Here is a 17,274-nt window from a genome sequence, read left to right on the forward strand (position 1 = left end):
TGATACCTTTAAAGAATATAAAGCTAAGAAGGAATATTTTCATGCTAGAAAATCGTGATTATACCTTAATTATCGACAAAAGTGGCAGTATGTCGATTAAAGACCAGCCTGGGGGGAAAAGTCGCTGGAATGTGATGCAAGAGTCTACGCTGGCGATCGCGAGTAAATGTGAAGAGTTTGATCCAGATGGGATAACTCTTTACCTATTTTCAGGTCGTTTCAAACGCTACGATAATGTAACTGCTAATAAAGTTACTCAAATTTTCCAAGAAAACGAACCTTCTGGGCGCACTGACTTAGCAGGTGTGTTGACAGATGCAATTAATAGTTACTTTCAACGAAAAACAGCGCGTCAAACTAAGCAAAATGGAGAAACAATTTTAGTAGTAACAGATGGCGAACCAGACGATCGCAAAGCTGTTATGAAGGTAATTATAGAAGCATCGCGAAAGATGGATCGTGATGAAGAATTAGCTATTTCTTTTATTCAAGTTGGTAATGATAGTGATGCAACTCGATTTTTGAAAGTATTAGATGATGAGTTGCAAAGTGCTGGTGCGAAGTTTGATATTGTTGATACTGTAACGATTGATGATATGGAAGATATGACGTTAAGAGAAGTTTTGTTAAATGCGATCGTTGACTAAATTGCTTAAGTTATGCAGTATCTTCGCTTCATTAGGATGAGAATAGTGTATGAGATGATTTGCGATCGCATTCCCCTAATCTTGAGATTTTTATCTAAAAGCTGATAATTAGCTATAACGTCGTATAGGCTAGATGTGGAAGTCCTGATAATTCCTGGAGATAATCTCTATGGTGCAAGGAGGTTCAGTCGTGCAAGACCGTGATTATACCTTAATTATTGATAAAAGTGGCAGTATGTCTACACCTGATCAACCAGGTGGTAGAAGTCGCTGGAATGCTGCTCAAGAGTCTACCTTAGCATTGGCAAGAAAATGCGAACAGTTTGATCCAGATGGCATAACAGTTTATCTATTTTCCGGTCGCTTTAAACGCTTCGACGACGTAACCGCCGAAAAAGTCGCACAAATATTTCAGGAAAATGACCCTTCTGGTACTACTGACTTAGCGGGCGTACTTAAAGATGCGACTGATAAATATTTCCAAAGAAAAGCTGCTGGACAAACTAAGGCAAATGGCGAGACAATTTTAGTAATTACTGATGGGGAACCAGATGACCGTAAAGCAGTGATGAGGGTAATTATAGAAGCATCGCGTCACATGGATCGAGATGAAGAATTAGCAATTTCACTCATTCAAGTAGGAAACGATGCAACTGCTACTCGGTTTTTGAAAGTATTAGATGATGAACTTCAAGGCGCTGGGGCAAAATTTGATTTAGTTGATACCATAACTCTTGATGATATGGAAAACTTTACCCTCACTGAAGTTTTGCTTAACGCTATTAATGACTAACTGCTATCTGGAAAATAGATTTGAGGTTGATAGCCAAAATCTCAAATCTTTTATTTAATGAGGTTACTTGTATGCAAGACCGTGATTACACTTTAATTATTGATAAAAGTGGTAGTATGTCTACCCCAGATCAACCAGGTGGTAGAAGTCGTTGGGATTCCGCGCAAGAGTCTACCTTAGCTTTAGCAAGGAAATGTGAACAGTTTGATCCAGATGGGATTACGGTTTATCTGTTTTCTAGCAGGTTCAAACGCTATGAAAATGTTACTTCCAGTAAAGTAGAGCAACTATTTCAAGAAAATGATCCGGCTGGTACTACAAACTTAGCTGGTGTGCTACAAGATGCGATCGCACACTACTTTCAAAACAAAGCAGCAGGTCAAACTAAAGCTGGTGGTGAAACAATTTTAGTAGTTACCGATGGCGAACCCGACGATCGCAAAGCTGTAATGCGGGCAATTATTGAAGCATCGCGCCAAATGGATCGAGATGAAGAATTAGCTATTTCGCTCATTCAAGTAGGTTCAGATGCAACTGCAACTCGCTTTCTCAAGGCGTTGGATGACGAATTGCAAGGCGCTGGAGCAAAATTTGATATTTGTGATGCAATTACTATAGATGATATGGCAGACATGACATTAGCTGAAGTGTTACTCAATGCCATTAATGATTAAGCATATTAAGCTTAATTGTCTGCTCAAGTAACGTAGTTATAATTTAATCATTGACAATAGCGCCAGATTGTTAAAAGCATTTCTTTATTAAGTGCTTTCATAGTGCTTAATTTTTTCCGTAAAGATGCTATAATCAAAAATTGTCAATGCCGATGTAGCTCAGTGGTAGAGCATTCGATTCGTAATCGAACGGTCGGCGGTTCAAATCCGCTCATCGGCTTTAGAAATTTAGATAGATAAATTATTATAGTTAGTAACTTTAGTAGCGTTTGTTTCACGTAAATTTTGAAACAAGTACTATCCGTAGGTGCGATCGCACTCTCCTCTTAGATCAGCTATTTTTCGTCCTCACTAATTCTGCAACGTCCTTCTATCTCACATTCAATACGCTGCTGACGATTTGCAACAATTGTCGCTAAATTTGGTCTTCCAGTTAAAGCCAACCGCCAATCAGCCCAAATTTCATATAACTTATCAATAATCGCACCAATAATAGGCAACTTAGTCGCGGCGTAGATCCATCCCATACCTAAAATTTCATATACTCGACGGAATACCTCGACATTTTTAATTACTGTACCGTCAGCTAGTACGGCATGAATCCGCCCCATTGCTGTCTTATAATCTATACCTCCATTCATTTCGGGGGCGTAACTGCTATCGGCAATATCCACAAATGCAACTAACCCTCTACCAGCATCTCGTTTTTGCAAAAAGTTGACTTCTCGCATACATAACGGACAATCACTATCGTAAAGCAGCTTGATTTGCCATGATTCCTGAGATGACTGAGATTGAGTATTTTGAACCGATTCTGGAAACTCAGTCTTGGTGGAGGACATAGGCTTTTTTTAATAGAATAAAAACAGATTTATCTATATTTTACAAAAATTAACAATATTTAGGGGTGGATTACTACCTCAACTATTTCTTGATCTACAGCTATTTATATAAATTTAGTTCACAGTAAATTGTCACAATGACGAATAGTTAGTAATGTCCAAAATTTAGATAATGCCTGCAAATATTCAACTTTTGCCCTCATACCGTGCTAAAACAATGCGGGAAAATGGGAAACAATACTATGTTGATGCTCAGGGCGATCGCTTTCCTAGTGTCACAACCATCCTTAACGCTACCAAACCGCAAGCAGCAAGAGAAGCATTATTTAATTGGCGACAACGAGTTGGTACAGAAGAAGCTAACAGCATTACTACTAATGCTAGTCGTCGTGGTACATCAATTCATAAACACATTCAACGGTATTTACTTGGCGAAGATGCTGTCTGCACTGAAACAATCTTGCCTTATTGGGATAGCATCGAACCAGTTTTACAAGATATTGATGAAGTCAAATTAGTTGAAGGATATGTATTTCACAACAACTTACGCTATGCTGGGCGCGTAGATTGTGTAGCAAGTTATCAAGGTATTCCCTGTATTTGTGATTGGAAAACGGCTGATAAGCCTAAAAAATCACTTGAGCGTTTATATGATGCTCCTCTACAACTAGCAGCTTATTGTGGAGCAGCTAATCAGTGTTATCAAGAACATGGTATCAAGATCAACCATGCCCTTTTAGTTGTAGCTATTCCTGAATTACCAGCAGAAATTTTTTGGTTTCAACCAGAAGATATTATAAATTACTGGCAACAGTGGCAAGAAAGAGTTACTGCTTTTTGGAAATATCGCTGATAAAAAATTAACTATTGACTTGTTCTGAAATCCAACTTAAGTATGGCAGAGAACCTGCAACTATTGGTAAAGCAATAATTTCTGGCACTTCGTAAGAGTGAATTTCTTTAACTTTAGTTTCTAGCTGGGAAAATTTATCTATATGAGTTTTAATAACTAACTGCCACTCATCATCTGAGTTAACTTTACCTTGCCATGTATAGACAGAATGTATTTGTGTAAAGCTAACACAAGCAGCTAACTTATCTGCAACTAAAGCTTGTGCGTTCGAGCAGCGTGCGCGTAGCGCAATCGCCTCCGCCTCTTGCCGAGAACTAGCAGTTACCAATATTACTACATAATCAGTTTTACTAAAATCCTTATCCATCACCTGTTATAAATAGAGCAAAACTTATTTTTTCTCAAGTAAAGCTTGCTTGTGCTAATTGGTGGCTCTCTACTGTACTACTAATTGAAAGGGATAAAAAATTTTTTGCTAATTCAGGCAGAATTGCACCATATAATTTCGCGCCTTCCAAGTTTGCACCCTTCAACTTTGCCTCACTCAGGTTAGCATCTCTCAAGTCAGCTTTACTTAAAATTGTCCAAGTCAAATTTGCTTGTTCTAAAGAAGCGCCTACTAAATTAGCACCCGTTAAGTCTGCACCTTGCAAATTAACTAACCGTAGATGTGCGCCTCTAAGATCAGCAGCTACTAAATTAGCACCTTCGAGATTAGCATCACCCAATCTTGCTTGGCTGAGGTTAACTCCTTCCAAAGCTACTCCATTAAGATCTACTCCCTTTAAGAAAGCTTTACTTAAGTTAACACCCTTTAAAGATGCACCAGACAACTGTGCGCCACTCAGTCTAGCTTCATAAAGATTAGCCCAGCTTAAATTAACACCGCTAAGATTTGCTTCTCGCAGATTAATTTTTTGCAAGCAAGCACCACAAAGATTAGCACCAAAGAGGTTAGCGCCTCGGAGGTTAACAGCAGTTAGATTAGCACCACTAAGTTTAGCGTGTGGTAATTTTGACTTAACCATGAAAGCGCCACTTAGGTTAGCTTTGGTCAAATCTGCCTCTACGAGTTTAGCCTCGTTCATCTTGACATAACTCAAGTTAGCCCAATTCAGGTTAGCATTGCTTAAATCTGACTTAGTTAAAAAAGCTCGGCTGAGATTAGCTCCCATTAAGTTAGCCGCAGTGAGGTTAACCCCAATTAAAGTAACTCCGCTAAGATCAACACCTCTAAGATCAGCGCCACTAAAGTCTCTGTTCCCTTGTTCATAAAGTCTCAGTAAATGATTCACCTTCATGGTATGAGAACTCCTATGTGTAAATTTGTAAAAATTTATATTTTTAAATTAAGCTGAGAGATTTTTAGTTTTTTATGAGGGCATTTTTGTTGTAATAATTTACAAAGGAGATGGTTTTCACATAAAGCTTAATTTAAAATTATTTACCTCATTAATAAAAATTTTACTATGTATATTTTTGATTATTGGAAAGTTATAGTAGCTACGTTACAAATATTTGATAAAGATTTTTTAAATAAAGTAATTCAGTTTATTAACTTATAAGATAGATTAATCAACTCCGTATAAATACGGATTTTGTATCTGTATACCTATATCCCAAAGCATTCAGCATACAGCCTTGATAATTAGATGGCTGTATGCTGAATGTTTTACCCAAAATTGGGCTTATTTGATGTTGATGAACGCTTGCTGAACTGCGCTCTTGTTTATAACAAGGAATAAACTTGACCATGAATTAGCAATCGAGTTATTCCTTTAGCTTGTAGATGAGAGCAAGCTTTTTGAAGCATTCTACTATCAGGAATCTTAATTACTCTTTGGGTGCGGTTAGAAAAACGCCTAGCAACCCTATGGTTATCAAAAACTGGCAGTGTTTTTTGCTGAACTTCGCCTGCTGGAATTCTACCCAAGTCGCTAAAGTCTCTCAATGGTCGAGCTATTAACTCCGCAGCTTTATCAACTACCAAGTAGCAAATTTTAGGAAGATGAGCTTGGGATAGAGGTAAAACTTGGATGTTATTATCACGAAATTCTGTGATAAATGAGCCTATTTGCTGTTGATCAGTAATGTCCTCTGTATCATCGTCGTCTGGATCATCTCCCCAATCTTCGTCGTCAAGGTCTTGTAAGTCTTCCTCCTCATCGTCTAAATCACTTATATCTTCCCTGATCATCTCTTCTAAGGCATGAACTTCTGCCTGAGCAGAACCATCGACCATTTCGTTATAGGCACTAGCTGGTTTTTCATCAACAATGGTTTCAAAAAACTCATTGTTGATGTTATTTGAAGCTGCTCTAGGTTCCAATGGCGGTTCAGTAGCTTCAGCTTCAGTCTCCTCAAACATATCTAGTGAGGTTGATTCCGCCGAGGAACGACGGCGCAAGCGCCTAAGTATTGGGGCTGAGACAGATATTTTCGGCTCAGGCTCAACTAACTTTTCGGTTACCTCTGGGATAACTTCAGCAGAAATACTAGGAGTGCGAGTAGTACGCTTTTGTTGGATTAGCCCTTCATATTCCTCTTCTGACAAGGTGGTTTTCAGGAGGCGGCTAATAGTAGAACTACTTACACCGTAGCGGCTTGCCAAAGTTGAGGTCGTCTCTGGTAATTGCCGATACAGAGTAAGAATTTCTTGCTTGTCTGATTCAGAGAGTTTTCTTGGACTCATGCTACAGATTTCTAAGCCCGTTTACGCCCAGCGCGGCGAGAACGGATGGAGTTGTCATATTCTAAAGCAGCGCCAATGGCAAACAAAACACCACTGAACACCCAAAATACTTCTAGCAGAAATCCACTTTGGTAATCAGTAATATGATCAGTGGCATAAGTAAACCACATATCTGCAATGTAGAACGAAAAGGCGGCGGCTGCAATCATCCGCCAAGATTGAGCAAAACGTCCACCCCAAAATGCTAACAAAAGTAATGCAGCAATGATCAAAAGGAAAACATCACCAGCAATATAAAACAAACTTAGAGGTGCTGCTAGGGGTTCCAAAACTTTTTCTAGTGATAATACCCATCCAGGCGGTTGATTTTTAGATGTATTGGCTGGTACTGGTGGAGCCTTTGTAGCTGGTGCTTTTGGAGTTACTTTAACGTTGGGTGCTTTTTGAGCAATCAAGGTTTGGGATGGCGTATTAGAATCTCGCTGTTGGGTTATGGGTGTTGAGGCGATCGCGCTACGCGCAGGCTGCGCGATCGCACTAGCTTCCTGCGCGTTTGCTGGGGGAGATGATAAAAGCCAGATAGCAAGAGCGATCGCACTTACTGCACTTGCAATCACTGTTGCCCATTGCCAAGGCTCTAAATTTAAACGTCTGGGTAGTATAGCTAACACCAGACCACAGCCAAGGCAGACATAAAAAAGTACATAGAATAAATCTCCTGGTGATACGGCAGGATCTAAACCCCAATATAACTCCCACCAGCCAAAGAATAAGTTTCCGATAAAAAATGACAATAATCCTAGACCAATTCCCAGCCAGACATTACGCCCACTGGCAATTTGAGGGCTACGCCAATTTCTAAAACATAGTAAAGCGGCTGCTAAAAATGGTACTTCTTCAAAAAAATAGGTACCCATTGAGTACCAAAACGGGCGCTCTTCGCCTGGTACAGAGATGCTAAACAGCAGGTAAAATAATAAGGCTAGTACAGACCAAGCAATTCCTGCATAGACAACATTCTGACCACTCAGCAGAGAGTTAGGACTTGATGACTTTTCTACAGAGCTACTCATAAGACTTCCAAAATATTAGCTAACAATTGTTAAGTTATAAGGACTCAAAAAATCACTATTAATATGTGGTAAAAAATTACCTGCTTTAATGCCAGTATGGCATTTCAATAGTGTTGACATACTCCACGCACTGAAGTACGTGGATTCTTATTCATGGTTCACTGAAATCCACTTACTGTATCAGGTTGCCCGTCAAAAGCAGAGGTGGTCTTCTCCCCATGCTTTTCCTCTTTCAAGGCAGATCCCTTTTGCCCAAAGGTACTGTTTTGCCACTGCGTCCCTAGAATTTTCATACCCTTTTTTAAAATATTTTGCGCCGCGTTTGTATCACGACAAATTTCTATTTTACAATTAGGGCATGAATGTGTTCTGGTACTAAGTGACTTTTTCACCCGATGACCACAACTTGAGCAATCTTGGGATGTATATTTAGGTGACACCGCTACTATTACCTTGTCCCAAATCTTGCCGTAGTAATTCAGCCATTGAATGAACTGATACCAACCAGCATCAGAAATCGACTTAGCCAAATCATGATTTTTGACCATATTCGACACCTGCAAGTCTTCATAAACTACGACATCGTTTGATGTCACCACGCACCGAGCAAGCTTTATTGCCCAGTCTTTACGTTGTCTTTGAACCTTTAGGTGGAGTTTTCCTAGTCGAATTCTTGCTCTATGGTAATTATTAGATTGAGGTTTTCTATCCTTATTAAATTTCTTACTAACCAGTCGTTGCAACTTTTTTAAACGAGATTCATACTTACGCAAATATTGAGGATAAATAACAGAGTTATCATTCTGATCTTTGATGAAATATTTCAAACCGACATCTAGCGCGACAACTTTACCTGTATATACTCTTTTTTCCTTGCGAGCAGCATCAAAGCAAAATTGTGCGTAATAACCATCTGCTCTTTTTACTACCCGAACCCGATTGATCTTTAGTCTGAACAAATCCTCTCTTGTTTGTTTATTACAGTACAGAGATAATGTACCGATATTAAAGCCATCTCTAAAGGTTATGCTCATGCAATCTTTAGATAGTACCCATCCCGATACCTTGTACTCTACAGATCTGCAATGTTTTTGAAATTTGGGATATCCTTTTTTCTTCTCCTTTTTCTGGCAACGACTATAAAAACTAGAAATAGATTGCCAAGTTCTTTCGGCACTAGCTTGACGCGCTGAAGAATTTAGTTTTTTAGCAAAATCAAACTCTTTAGCTAAGTCTTTACATAGCGTGTACAAATCGGCTTTACTTACCCCTTGATTGTCCATCCAGTAGCGCACCGCTTTATTACGATAAATTGTGCTGTTCTAATGGCGTTATCAAGAGCTAAGTATTGCTTTTTATTACCGTTCAGTAGCTTGGCTTCTCTAGTTATCATGCAGCAATTTTATCACCCAATATTGCAGATAAAATATTAATTTTAATTAAAAGCCCTCCTCCGCTACGGTAAAGGACGGGGCTTTAAACCCAATTTTTTGGTAAAGTTCTTCAAGCTTTGATTGATTATCGCCATACTTTACCTTGTGGAGATTGCTTCAGCCAACTAATAAATTGAGTGCGATCTGCTGCTGGCATATCTTGTAATATATCGCCGACTCCCTCAGAAAAATTAGTGTTACCAAAATACTGTTTTCCAAGGCGGTAGAGTTCTTGCAAGAGGGTAGTCAGATGATGTTCTTCCCAAGGAGGAACCTGTAGGCTTGCCAATGGGTCCATAGTGAGTAAATGGTTGACTGCTTCGGGTGAATTGGCTTGAGGAAAATGCCCTTGGCGAAATACAGCAACCAGATCTTTTTGAAATAATCCAGCTTGTCTAGTGCCTAGTAGATCCTCTATCTCAAGAGTGATCGTTTGTAACACCAATAAACACGCTTGCGTAAACGCCACTATCTTGACATCAGGAGTAGCCTCATTTGCTAGTTGGTCTAAACGGATTTTGCCCCAAACACTGTAGCGGTCTGGCTCTTCCAGTAGAACGCAGGCTTTGCCACGATTATCTGTTAGATCCCGCCAGAAAGCCTTAGCTTCTTCTGCCTGATTAGCACTAAACACATTAATCAAGCGAAAAGTTTGCGCTTGATAAGTAAGTATGGGAATTTGCTGCTCCCGATTTGGGTGCTGAACACTAGAAATTTCAACATCCTGCCTTTTAAGAATAAACATGACACTGCCAAATGACTCCTGACAGAGCTATTATCTGCTGGGTAGTTAAGTGTAATTGCTATGCAATTGGCTGATCTCTAAGGATTTTGGCGCTGATCTCACTGAGCAGCAAGGCGCTTTCAGTAGAAATAGCTGATCCTTCTTTCAAGACTACCTTGTGTACTGCACACGCTCTTAATTTATACCCTAATTCTATTGAAACGCTTAATTATACGGGTTGCTAGAGTAAATTCACCCATAAGCGCCTCCAAGTGCCTTGAAGGTTCAGCCAATTGTACTTAGCTATTTTCTATCAGTACGCATAAAATTTTGTTACCATAATTAAGCTAACTCAAACTACAAAGTTATTGTCTTACGGTATAATATTTTTTACTGTGCAAGTTAGCAGCCTACTGTAACAATTTTTACCTAAATTTAGGTATACTTACAGTTAATTATTTGGGTACGTAACTCAGATGGATAGAGTAGCGACCTTCTAAGTCGCCTGCCGCAGGTTCGAGTCCTGCCGTACCCGTTCCAAATAAAGTTGAGCAAATCACTAAAAATTTATCCTAGCTTTTTATAGATAGAAAGCTAGGATAAATCAATCAAAATATAGTTTTGTAGATAGTTTAACAAGCCCGTGACGAGGATTGAACTCGTGACCTCACCCTTACCAAGGGTGTGCTCTACCACTGAGCTACACGGGCGATTGTAAATCAAATAATAAAAAGTAAAAAACTCAAAAGTAGTTAATTACTTTTTGTTTTTTGTGAGGTGGGCCGAGCTGGATTTGAACCAGCGTAGGCATAGCCAGCGGATTTACAGTCCGCCCCCATTAACCCCTCGGGCACCGACCCATTTCGCTCACAAAAAATAATGTTAGCACAACTATATTAAAAAGCAACTGTTTTTTTTGAGGATTTTAAATTTGCTTTGTGCTGCGATGATCAAGCTATTGATATGAGCTTACGCACTGGTTGCTGGAAGCAAAACTTTTAGTCTATTTATAAAGTTTTATGATGGAATTGACCTAGTGTAGGAGCAGGTGTGCTAGCGGTCTGTACCTCATGCCTTTGCTAATCTTGGTTGCGGATGACAATTTAGGAACTCGTGTTTCAGTCAGCGATTATCTACAAATCGCGGGCTACTCAGTGATTATGGCTGAAGATGGTCAAGAGGCACTGTCCTTAGTAGAGGAGTATCGCCCTCACTTAATAGTTACAGACATTACTATGCCCCGACTGGACGGTTATGAATTCGTTAGGAAAGTTCGCTATTCACCAATTTTTCGGCTATTACCAGTTATATTTCTGACAGAGCGTGCCAGTACTGAGGAAAGGATTCTTGGCTACCAGCTAGGATGCGATTTATATCTGCCCAAGCCTTTTGAGATGCACGAATTGGGGGCGATGGTGAGAAATTTATTAGAGCGATCGCAGATGATTCAATCCGAGTGGCAATTACGTCCCTCTTCGCTACCCTTAGAAGATCAGCAGCTAGATAATAACCAAACTTTGACACTTTCCTCAAAGCCAAATTCATTTCACCTGACAAATCGAGAGCAAGAAGTTTTGAATTTACTCACTATGGGTTTATCCAATGCAGAAATTGGTAATCAACTTCATTTGAGTCCACGAACTGTAGAAAAGTATGTCAGCAGTCTGCTAAGAAAAACTGATACTAGCAACCGCGCAGAGCTTGTACGTTTTGCCCTAGAGCATCATTTAGTGAATTAACTTGGTTATTCGTGGGCAATAATAATCTGTTGCGTTTCGCGCGTTTTCTATTTTAGGGGGAGGAGGGAGGAGAGAGGGTTATAGTGTTTGATAACTTTTCTCTCAATTAAAAATGTATAAATTCAATGCGCCTTAGCTTACTCAGCATTATTTAAATGATGCTCTTTAACAAGATCTTCCAATAGACCCCCACAAGCATCTAACAGTAGATCAATTACTTGATTGAATCCCTCTGCACCTCCGTAGTAGGGATCGGGAACTTCCTGCTGATCGTGATGCTGGCAAAATTCGCACATCAAGCGCACCTTGTCTCTGTAACGATTTGCTTGATCTAAAGCCAGGATATCCTGATAATTTTGCCGATCCATTGCCAAAATAAGATCAAAATTTTCTAAATCTGACTTTTGAAACTGTCGGGCTTTACCTGTAATGGGAATTCGCCTAACACCCATAGCAGCCACCATGCGCCTATCTGGAGAACTACCAATATGGTATCCAGCAGTGCCAGCCGAATCACAGACTATGGATGCTGAGTTGGAGGCATAAGCGTCGCTCATACTTGCTTGTTTAATCAAATAATTCATAATATTCTCTGCGGCTGGGGAACGGCAGATATTACCAAGGCAGACAAATAGTAGCTTATAGGGCATCGGAAGATAATTTAATGCAGATTGTTAATACCAACAGAACTTACGCATAAAATCCAGTGACCAAGATGGTCAAACTACATATAGGGGAAGTAGAGACATTTTTCCCTATATGTAGCTTCTCGGAAGGAGAAAGGGAATAATTTCGCGTCTTTACATTTAAGTGCGGGCATTATGAGTGCGTGATTTTTGGCGTAAGTTCTGACCAATAAGAAATTGTCCCATAGTAAAGATAAAAGAAAAGGGAAAAAGGATAATCTCATTACCCTTTCTCCCTGCTCTTGACGCTACTAAAACGAAAAATTGATGATTTTTTCAATACATTTAGTAGACACTTTCTAAGATGGAAAGCTGATTATCGGTGACTAAAGTTGCTTACATCCCTGGAAGATTGAGTCCGCTTGTTAAATCTTCCATGCGTTCCCGCATAGTGGCTGTAGACTTTTCGTAAGCATCTTTCATCGCCTGTGTAACGAGTGCAGAGAGGGCTTCTGCTCCTTGATTAAGGGCATCATTGGAAATTTGAACACTTCGGGGTTCTTGGTTCCCGCTAACCACCACCTTGACGAGACCATTCCCTGCCTGTCCCTCAATTTCCATCTGCTCCAATTCTTCTTGGAGCTTTTTAGCACCTTCTTGAACTTGCTGGGCTTTTTTGAAAGCTTCTGTCAGTTCTTTCATTTTGCCGAGACCGAAGCCGAATCCTTGTCCTTTTGTCATGATTATTTCAAGCTATATAAGTTGGGCTAAGTTGAACGTGCGAGTCGATCTTAATCTTAGTACTACTGACGCTCTCCTAATTTTTACTTCATAGGTTGAAACTCACCTAAAAATCTGACTTCGGGTTTTAAATATATAGACCAATGCTCTTGAACTTGTTTTTGAATATAGTGAATGAGTGCAAAAATATCATTAGCGGTAGCACCGCCACAGTTAACAATAAAATTGGCGTGTCGTTGAGCTACTTGCGCTCCGCCGATTTGGTAGCCTTTTAAACCAGTTTGTTCAATTAGCCAAGCAGCATGGTGAGATTTAGGATTACGAAAGACGCTTCCACAGCTAGGTAAGTTGTAAGGTTGAGTGTTGCGTCGCTGCTCAAGATCTCTTTGGGTTGCTGCTATTACTTCTGCTGGATCTGCTCCTGGGCGGAGTTGGAAAGTTGCTTGGGTAACTAAACGAGGATCGCCTTGCAAAATCGAAGTGCGATAGCTATAACCCAAATCGTTCAAACTAAGGTCTTCAAAAGAATTACTAAAATTTTTAGGGGATAAAACTTGAGTTTTAACTAGAATGTCGGCGATACAAAACTTATGAGCGCCCGCATTCATAACGACTGATCCGCCTACTGTACCAGGAATACCCACAGCCCATTCCATTCCTTGCCAGCCACGTTCAGCCGCCTGCCATGCAAGGCGAGCTATTGGTTCACCTGCGCTTGCTGTTACCTGACCTGTTTCTGCGTCAAACTTAGTTTGACGCAAATAACGAGTACTAATGACTAAACCTGGTATCCCATTGTCGCTAACTAGCAGATTTGAACCTGCTCCCAATAAAGTTATTGGTAAGTTTTGAGAATTTGCCCACTCAAAACCTGCTTGTAAATCTTCAAGACTTCTGGGAGCAATGTACCATTCTGCTGGTCCACCTACTCGATACGAGGTTAAGCCTGCTAAGGGAACCTGAGACTTAATTAGACAGTCAGTACCTGGTAAATCAATAGCTCTTGGTTTAACTTGTTCTGCCTGCCGAGAAGTGGAAGCATTGATAACGCTGGGGGGATTATAGGACAGAGTCATAGGAATAATTTTTCAGATAACGCGCTAGGTGTGGAGCTTATCAAAACTGAAATAAGTTTTTGATAGGTGAGTTTTAGTTACTACTGATTCTTGAATTAGGGAATTGTTTTACCTGTGTTTTGATAAAATTGCATTACCTCCGGTATGATTTGATTTAAATTACCCGCTCCCAGAAAGATAGCAAAATCGCCTGGTTTAAGGTTTTCTGTCAAAAATTTAGAGATGGAAGCTAAAGAGGGTTGGTAGTAAACCTGGGAGTTGTAACTAGCAATTAAGTCTGCCATCTTTTGACCATTAATTTCACCATTATCTGGCTCACCAGCACTGTAAATATCACTAATAATTACAAGATCTGCATCTGTAAATGATTGAGCAAATTCCTGTAAGAATGTTAGCGTTCGGCTGTAGCGATGTGGTTGAAAAATGGCGACAATTCTTTGAGGGGACTTAACTTGTAACCTAGCGGCTGCAAGAGTTACTTGAATTTCACTAGGATGATGGGCATAGTCGTCTACAAAGGTGATGCCGTTGTAATGACCGCGAACTTCAAATCGGCGTTTAGCACCGTCAAAAGAAGCGATCGCTTGTGCAATCACATCAAAGTCTAAACCTAACTTGCGCCCTACAGCTACTGCTGCTAAAGCATTACTTAGATTATGCTTGCCTAGCAACTTTAATTTCATCTTCCCAAGGATTTGTCCTCGTTCCCATACTTGAGCTAAAGTACCGTCAGCGCCAAAGCTCACACAATCAACTGTGTAATCTGCACCCGTTTCAGGGTTGAGGCTATAGCTGATTGTTGGTTTAATTTTGCTCTGTACCACTTCACAATCAATACAACCGACAATAGCCTGACACTTTTCGGCAAATATTTGAAATGTATCAATTACTTCTTCTAAAGTGGCATAGTGATCCGGATGATCCATTTCAATATTGGTGATCACGCCTATTTCGGCTGACAACTTGGCTAGGGAGCCATCGGATTCATCGGCTTCTGCGACTAAGTATGAACCTGCACCGAGACGAGCATTGCCTTCCCAAGCGTTTACTTCACCACCAACTACAATTGTTGGATCTATTCCAGCTTTTAGTAACATATACCCAATTAAACTACTGGTTGTAGTTTTCCCATGAGTACCAGCTACAGCAATGCTGCGATAGTTCTTAATCAAAGCTGCAAGTAAATCTGAGCGGTGAAAAATTGGACACCCTTTTTCTAAAGCAGCTAGATATTCCGGGTTACCAGTATTAATTGCTGTTGAACAAATTACCTGGGGTAGTGTTGCGGGTGCTGCTGTTGCCAACCCAGCACTTGACTTAAGGGAAGCATTAGCTACTTCGTGGGAATGACTGGCTCCAATAGTTGCTATTGGTAAAAGTTCAGAATTTGAGTCTACCGCAGGGTGAAAAAAATCTAAATTAGTAGCATTTTGACCTAGAAAAATATGTGCGCCTGCTGTCTGCAAGCGCTGCGTAATAACGCTAGAACGGATATCCGAGCCAGATACAGGCAAATGGCGTTTAGCAATTACGTATGCCAGGGCTGACATCCCAATGCCACCGATACCAATAAAATGAAATGGCTTGCCGCTAAAATCAACTAAATTTTGCATCTTAGCTCCTTACACACCATACCTGACTAAACTTGACTAATAACACGCGCTATCATATCAATAATTGTTTTTCTACGATATAGCCTGCGATAGATTTAGGGAATTTTACAGTAACTTAAGTTGCTATTTATTTTTGCTACAGTTGCTGTTGATGAGATTTACGCTGTCGCACCAGTTTACCTTAATGCTGTTTTTATGATTTATCTAGTAAAAATTTTTCTTGATAGAAAATTCAAGAAAATATTGTTAGCTGATGATGACAAGCTGATTGAGGTATTATTTGGCTAATTCCACAAATAGTAGATGACTTTCAAGGCTGAGATTTAGACATAAAATGCTTAGGATAAGGTTTAATTTGAGCATACTAGGATTAGCAACATTTTGTACCTATCTAAGCTAATTAAATATTTAGGGGAAGATCTTTGAGGTGTTAGGGGCGCGATACTCAAGAGTGTCGTCGCTACGCGATCGCCAAGGTACGATATTTTTATCCCATAAAATTTTATACCTGTGCAAATGACTGTTGAGTGCGTGATTAAGTTAGAAAAGTACTTCTAGTTAATATTGCTAAATATTATTTTTGCCATCAGGACTGTAGGCAATTTCCTAACTCTTGTAGTCTAGAGGCTAAGTTGGAGTGTGCATGGATCATGCTTTGCGATATGATCTGGGTCATCAAGAATTTACTGAGCTTGTATACAGAGGGCAAGGCGCTGTGATTAGAGTCGCAATTAACGGTTTTGGACGCATCGGACGTAACTTCATGCGGTGCTGGTTGGGTCGAGAAAATAGCAATATGGAGATTGTTGGTGTTAATGATACATCTGACCCAAGAACCAACGCACACTTGCTGAAATACGACACAATGCTGGGTAGGCTTAATGCTGATATCAGTGCTGATGACAATTCCATTATTGTAAACGGCAAGACGATAAAATGCGTATCCGATCGCAACCCAGAAAACTTGCCCTGGAAAGAATGGGATATTGACCTAATAATCGAATCGACTGGTGTTTTTACCAGCCGTGAAGGGGCAACAAAGCATTTAAACGCTGGAGCTAAAAAAGTTTTGATTACCGCTCCAGGTAAGAATGATGACGGTACTTTTGTGGTAGGTGTCAACGATCATGGCTATGACCACGATAAGCACGTGATCATTAGTAATGCTAGTTGTACTACCAACTGTCTAGCCCCTATTGCCAAGGTTATTAATGAAAAGTTTGGCATTATTAAGGGTACGATGACCACAACCCATAGCTACACTGGAGACCAGCGTCTATTAGATGCTTCTCACAGAGATCTGCGTCGGGCAAGAGCAGCAGCTATGAACATTGTTCCTACTTCTACTGGTGCTGCTCAAGCTGTAGCTTTAGTACTGCCAGAGCTAAAGGGTAAGTTGAATGGGATTGCTTTACGGGTACCAACTCCTAACGTTTCTGTGGTGGATTTGGTAGTTATTGTTCAGAAGAGAACTTTTGCTGAGGAAGTAAACCAGGTATTGCGAGAAGCTGCTGAAGGTCAGCTAAAGGGTGTCTTGGAATACAACGATCTACCTCTTGTCTCATCTGATTATCGCGGTACTGACGCTTCTTCGATTGTAGATGCTAATCTGACGATGGTTATGGATGGCGACATGGTGAAGGTTGTTGCTTGGTATGACAACGAGTGGGGCTATAGCCAACGGGTTGTCGATCTTGCAGAAACAGTCGGTCAGAAATGGGTGGCATAAAAAATTGTGTATTTTAAGA

General features: G+C 40.2%; 16 protein-coding genes, 4 tRNA genes and 1 pseudogene. 8 read left to right on the forward strand and 13 right to left on the reverse strand.

The genetic code is table 11. The annotated features are described in order from the left end of the window. The first annotated feature begins 41 nt into the window (after positions 1-41). From CRI9333_RS11300 to CRI9333_RS11315, 4 genes are all read left to right on the forward strand, one after another. Positions 42-647 (forward strand): vWA domain-containing protein, encoded by a 606-nt coding sequence (locus CRI9333_RS11300; RefSeq protein ID WP_015203302.1) that lies wholly within the window; start codon positions 42-44, stop codon positions 645-647. Positions 648-816: 169 nt separating this feature from the next. Then, positions 817-1,440 carry a vWA domain-containing protein gene (locus CRI9333_RS11305; RefSeq protein WP_015203303.1) on the forward strand — a complete coding sequence of 208 codons (624 nt, stop codon included), beginning with the start codon at positions 817-819 and terminating at the stop codon, positions 1,438-1,440. A gap of 71 nt (positions 1,441-1,511) precedes the next feature. Continuing rightward, the gene (locus tag CRI9333_RS11310) at positions 1,512-2,114 is read left to right on the forward strand and encodes a vWA domain-containing protein (RefSeq protein WP_015203304.1); all 603 of its coding nucleotides are present in this window, start codon (positions 1,512-1,514) and stop codon (positions 2,112-2,114) included. Positions 2,115-2,262: 148 nt separating this feature from the next. Continuing rightward, a tRNA-Thr gene (locus CRI9333_RS11315) sits at positions 2,263-2,334 on the forward strand. A gap of 115 nt (positions 2,335-2,449) precedes the next feature. Here the strand turns inward: CRI9333_RS11315 and CRI9333_RS11320 are convergent. Then, positions 2,450-2,956: a thiol-disulfide oxidoreductase DCC family protein gene (locus CRI9333_RS11320; RefSeq protein ID WP_015203305.1), complete on the reverse strand. Its 507-nt coding sequence runs from the start codon at positions 2,954-2,956 to the stop codon at positions 2,450-2,452. A 172-nt stretch (positions 2,957-3,128) separates the two neighbouring features. Between CRI9333_RS11320 and CRI9333_RS11325 the strand changes: the two genes are divergently transcribed. After that, positions 3,129-3,809, forward strand: coding sequence for a PD-(D/E)XK nuclease family protein (locus CRI9333_RS11325; protein ID WP_015203306.1), 681 nt, complete (start codon positions 3,129-3,131; stop codon positions 3,807-3,809). A 7-nt stretch (positions 3,810-3,816) separates the two neighbouring features. Here CRI9333_RS11325 and cutA read toward each other — a convergent pair whose 3' ends face one another. The 6 genes and pseudogenes from cutA to CRI9333_RS11355 all read right to left on the reverse strand — a co-directional run bounded on the left by cutA (position 3,817) and on the right by CRI9333_RS11355 (position 9,752). Beyond that, positions 3,817-4,176: a divalent-cation tolerance protein CutA gene (gene cutA, locus CRI9333_RS11330; protein ID WP_015203307.1), complete on the reverse strand. Its 360-nt coding sequence runs from the start codon at positions 4,174-4,176 to the stop codon at positions 3,817-3,819. 34 nt (positions 4,177-4,210) lie between these two features. After that, positions 4,211-5,110 carry a pentapeptide repeat-containing protein gene (locus CRI9333_RS11335; RefSeq protein WP_015203308.1) on the reverse strand — a complete coding sequence of 300 codons (900 nt, stop codon included), beginning with the start codon at positions 5,108-5,110 and terminating at the stop codon, positions 4,211-4,213. Between the two features lie 428 nt (positions 5,111-5,538). Then, positions 5,539-6,501, reverse strand: coding sequence for a hypothetical protein (locus tag CRI9333_RS11340; RefSeq protein WP_015203310.1), 963 nt, complete (start codon positions 6,499-6,501; stop codon positions 5,539-5,541). An 11-nt stretch (positions 6,502-6,512) separates the two neighbouring features. Further along, positions 6,513-7,574, reverse strand: a complete 1,062-nt coding sequence (locus CRI9333_RS11345) for a hypothetical protein (RefSeq protein WP_015203311.1) — start codon at positions 7,572-7,574, stop codon at positions 6,513-6,515. Positions 7,575-7,732: 158 nt separating this feature from the next. Beyond that, a pseudogene (locus CRI9333_RS11350) lies at positions 7,733-8,967 on the reverse strand (RNA-guided endonuclease InsQ/TnpB family protein). A gap of 125 nt (positions 8,968-9,092) precedes the next feature. Then, positions 9,093-9,752, reverse strand: coding sequence for an Npun_F0813 family protein (locus CRI9333_RS11355; protein ID WP_015203312.1), 660 nt, complete (start codon positions 9,750-9,752; stop codon positions 9,093-9,095). A gap of 440 nt (positions 9,753-10,192) precedes the next feature. On the opposite strand from CRI9333_RS11355, the gene CRI9333_RS11360 reads away from it, so the two are divergent. Next, a tRNA-Arg gene (locus CRI9333_RS11360) sits at positions 10,193-10,266 on the forward strand. Between the two features lie 103 nt (positions 10,267-10,369). On the opposite strand, the gene CRI9333_RS11365 is transcribed toward CRI9333_RS11360, so the two are convergent. Together CRI9333_RS11365 and CRI9333_RS11370 are read right to left on the reverse strand one after the other, a co-directional pair. Then, positions 10,370-10,441: transfer RNA gene (locus CRI9333_RS11365), tRNA-Thr, on the reverse strand. A gap of 68 nt (positions 10,442-10,509) precedes the next feature. Beyond that, positions 10,510-10,591: transfer RNA gene (locus CRI9333_RS11370), tRNA-Tyr, on the reverse strand. A 210-nt stretch (positions 10,592-10,801) separates the two neighbouring features. Between CRI9333_RS11370 and CRI9333_RS11375 the strand changes: the two genes are divergently transcribed. Next, positions 10,802-11,470, forward strand: coding sequence for a response regulator transcription factor (locus CRI9333_RS11375; protein ID WP_015203313.1), 669 nt, complete (start codon positions 10,802-10,804; stop codon positions 11,468-11,470). Positions 11,471-11,607: 137 nt separating this feature from the next. Here CRI9333_RS11375 and CRI9333_RS11380 read toward each other — a convergent pair whose 3' ends face one another. From CRI9333_RS11380 to murC, 4 genes are all read right to left on the reverse strand, one after another. Further along, complete coding sequence (locus CRI9333_RS11380) at positions 11,608-12,120, reverse strand: low molecular weight protein-tyrosine-phosphatase (protein WP_015203314.1); 513 nt, start codon at positions 12,118-12,120, stop codon at positions 11,608-11,610. A gap of 372 nt (positions 12,121-12,492) precedes the next feature. Beyond that, positions 12,493-12,837, reverse strand: coding sequence for a YbaB/EbfC family nucleoid-associated protein (locus CRI9333_RS11385; protein ID WP_015203315.1), 345 nt, complete (start codon positions 12,835-12,837; stop codon positions 12,493-12,495). Positions 12,838-12,920: 83 nt separating this feature from the next. Beyond that, positions 12,921-13,913 carry a UDP-N-acetylmuramate dehydrogenase gene (gene murB / locus CRI9333_RS11390; RefSeq protein ID WP_015203316.1) on the reverse strand — a complete coding sequence of 331 codons (993 nt, stop codon included), beginning with the start codon at positions 13,911-13,913 and terminating at the stop codon, positions 12,921-12,923. 95 nt (positions 13,914-14,008) lie between these two features. Beyond that, positions 14,009-15,526 carry a UDP-N-acetylmuramate--L-alanine ligase gene (murC, locus tag CRI9333_RS11395; protein ID WP_015203317.1) on the reverse strand — a complete coding sequence of 506 codons (1,518 nt, stop codon included), beginning with the start codon at positions 15,524-15,526 and terminating at the stop codon, positions 14,009-14,011. Between the two features lie 715 nt (positions 15,527-16,241). Here murC and CRI9333_RS11400 point away from each other — a divergent pair. Continuing rightward, the gene (locus tag CRI9333_RS11400; RefSeq protein WP_041226596.1) at positions 16,242-17,255 is read left to right on the forward strand and encodes a type I glyceraldehyde-3-phosphate dehydrogenase; all 1,014 of its coding nucleotides are present in this window, start codon (positions 16,242-16,244) and stop codon (positions 17,253-17,255) included. The last annotated feature ends 19 nt before the right edge of the window (positions 17,256-17,274 follow it).

It is taken from the genome of Crinalium epipsammum PCC 9333 (assembly GCF_000317495.1).
GTDB lineage: Bacteria > Cyanobacteriota > Cyanobacteriia > Cyanobacteriales > PCC-9333 > Crinalium > Crinalium epipsammum.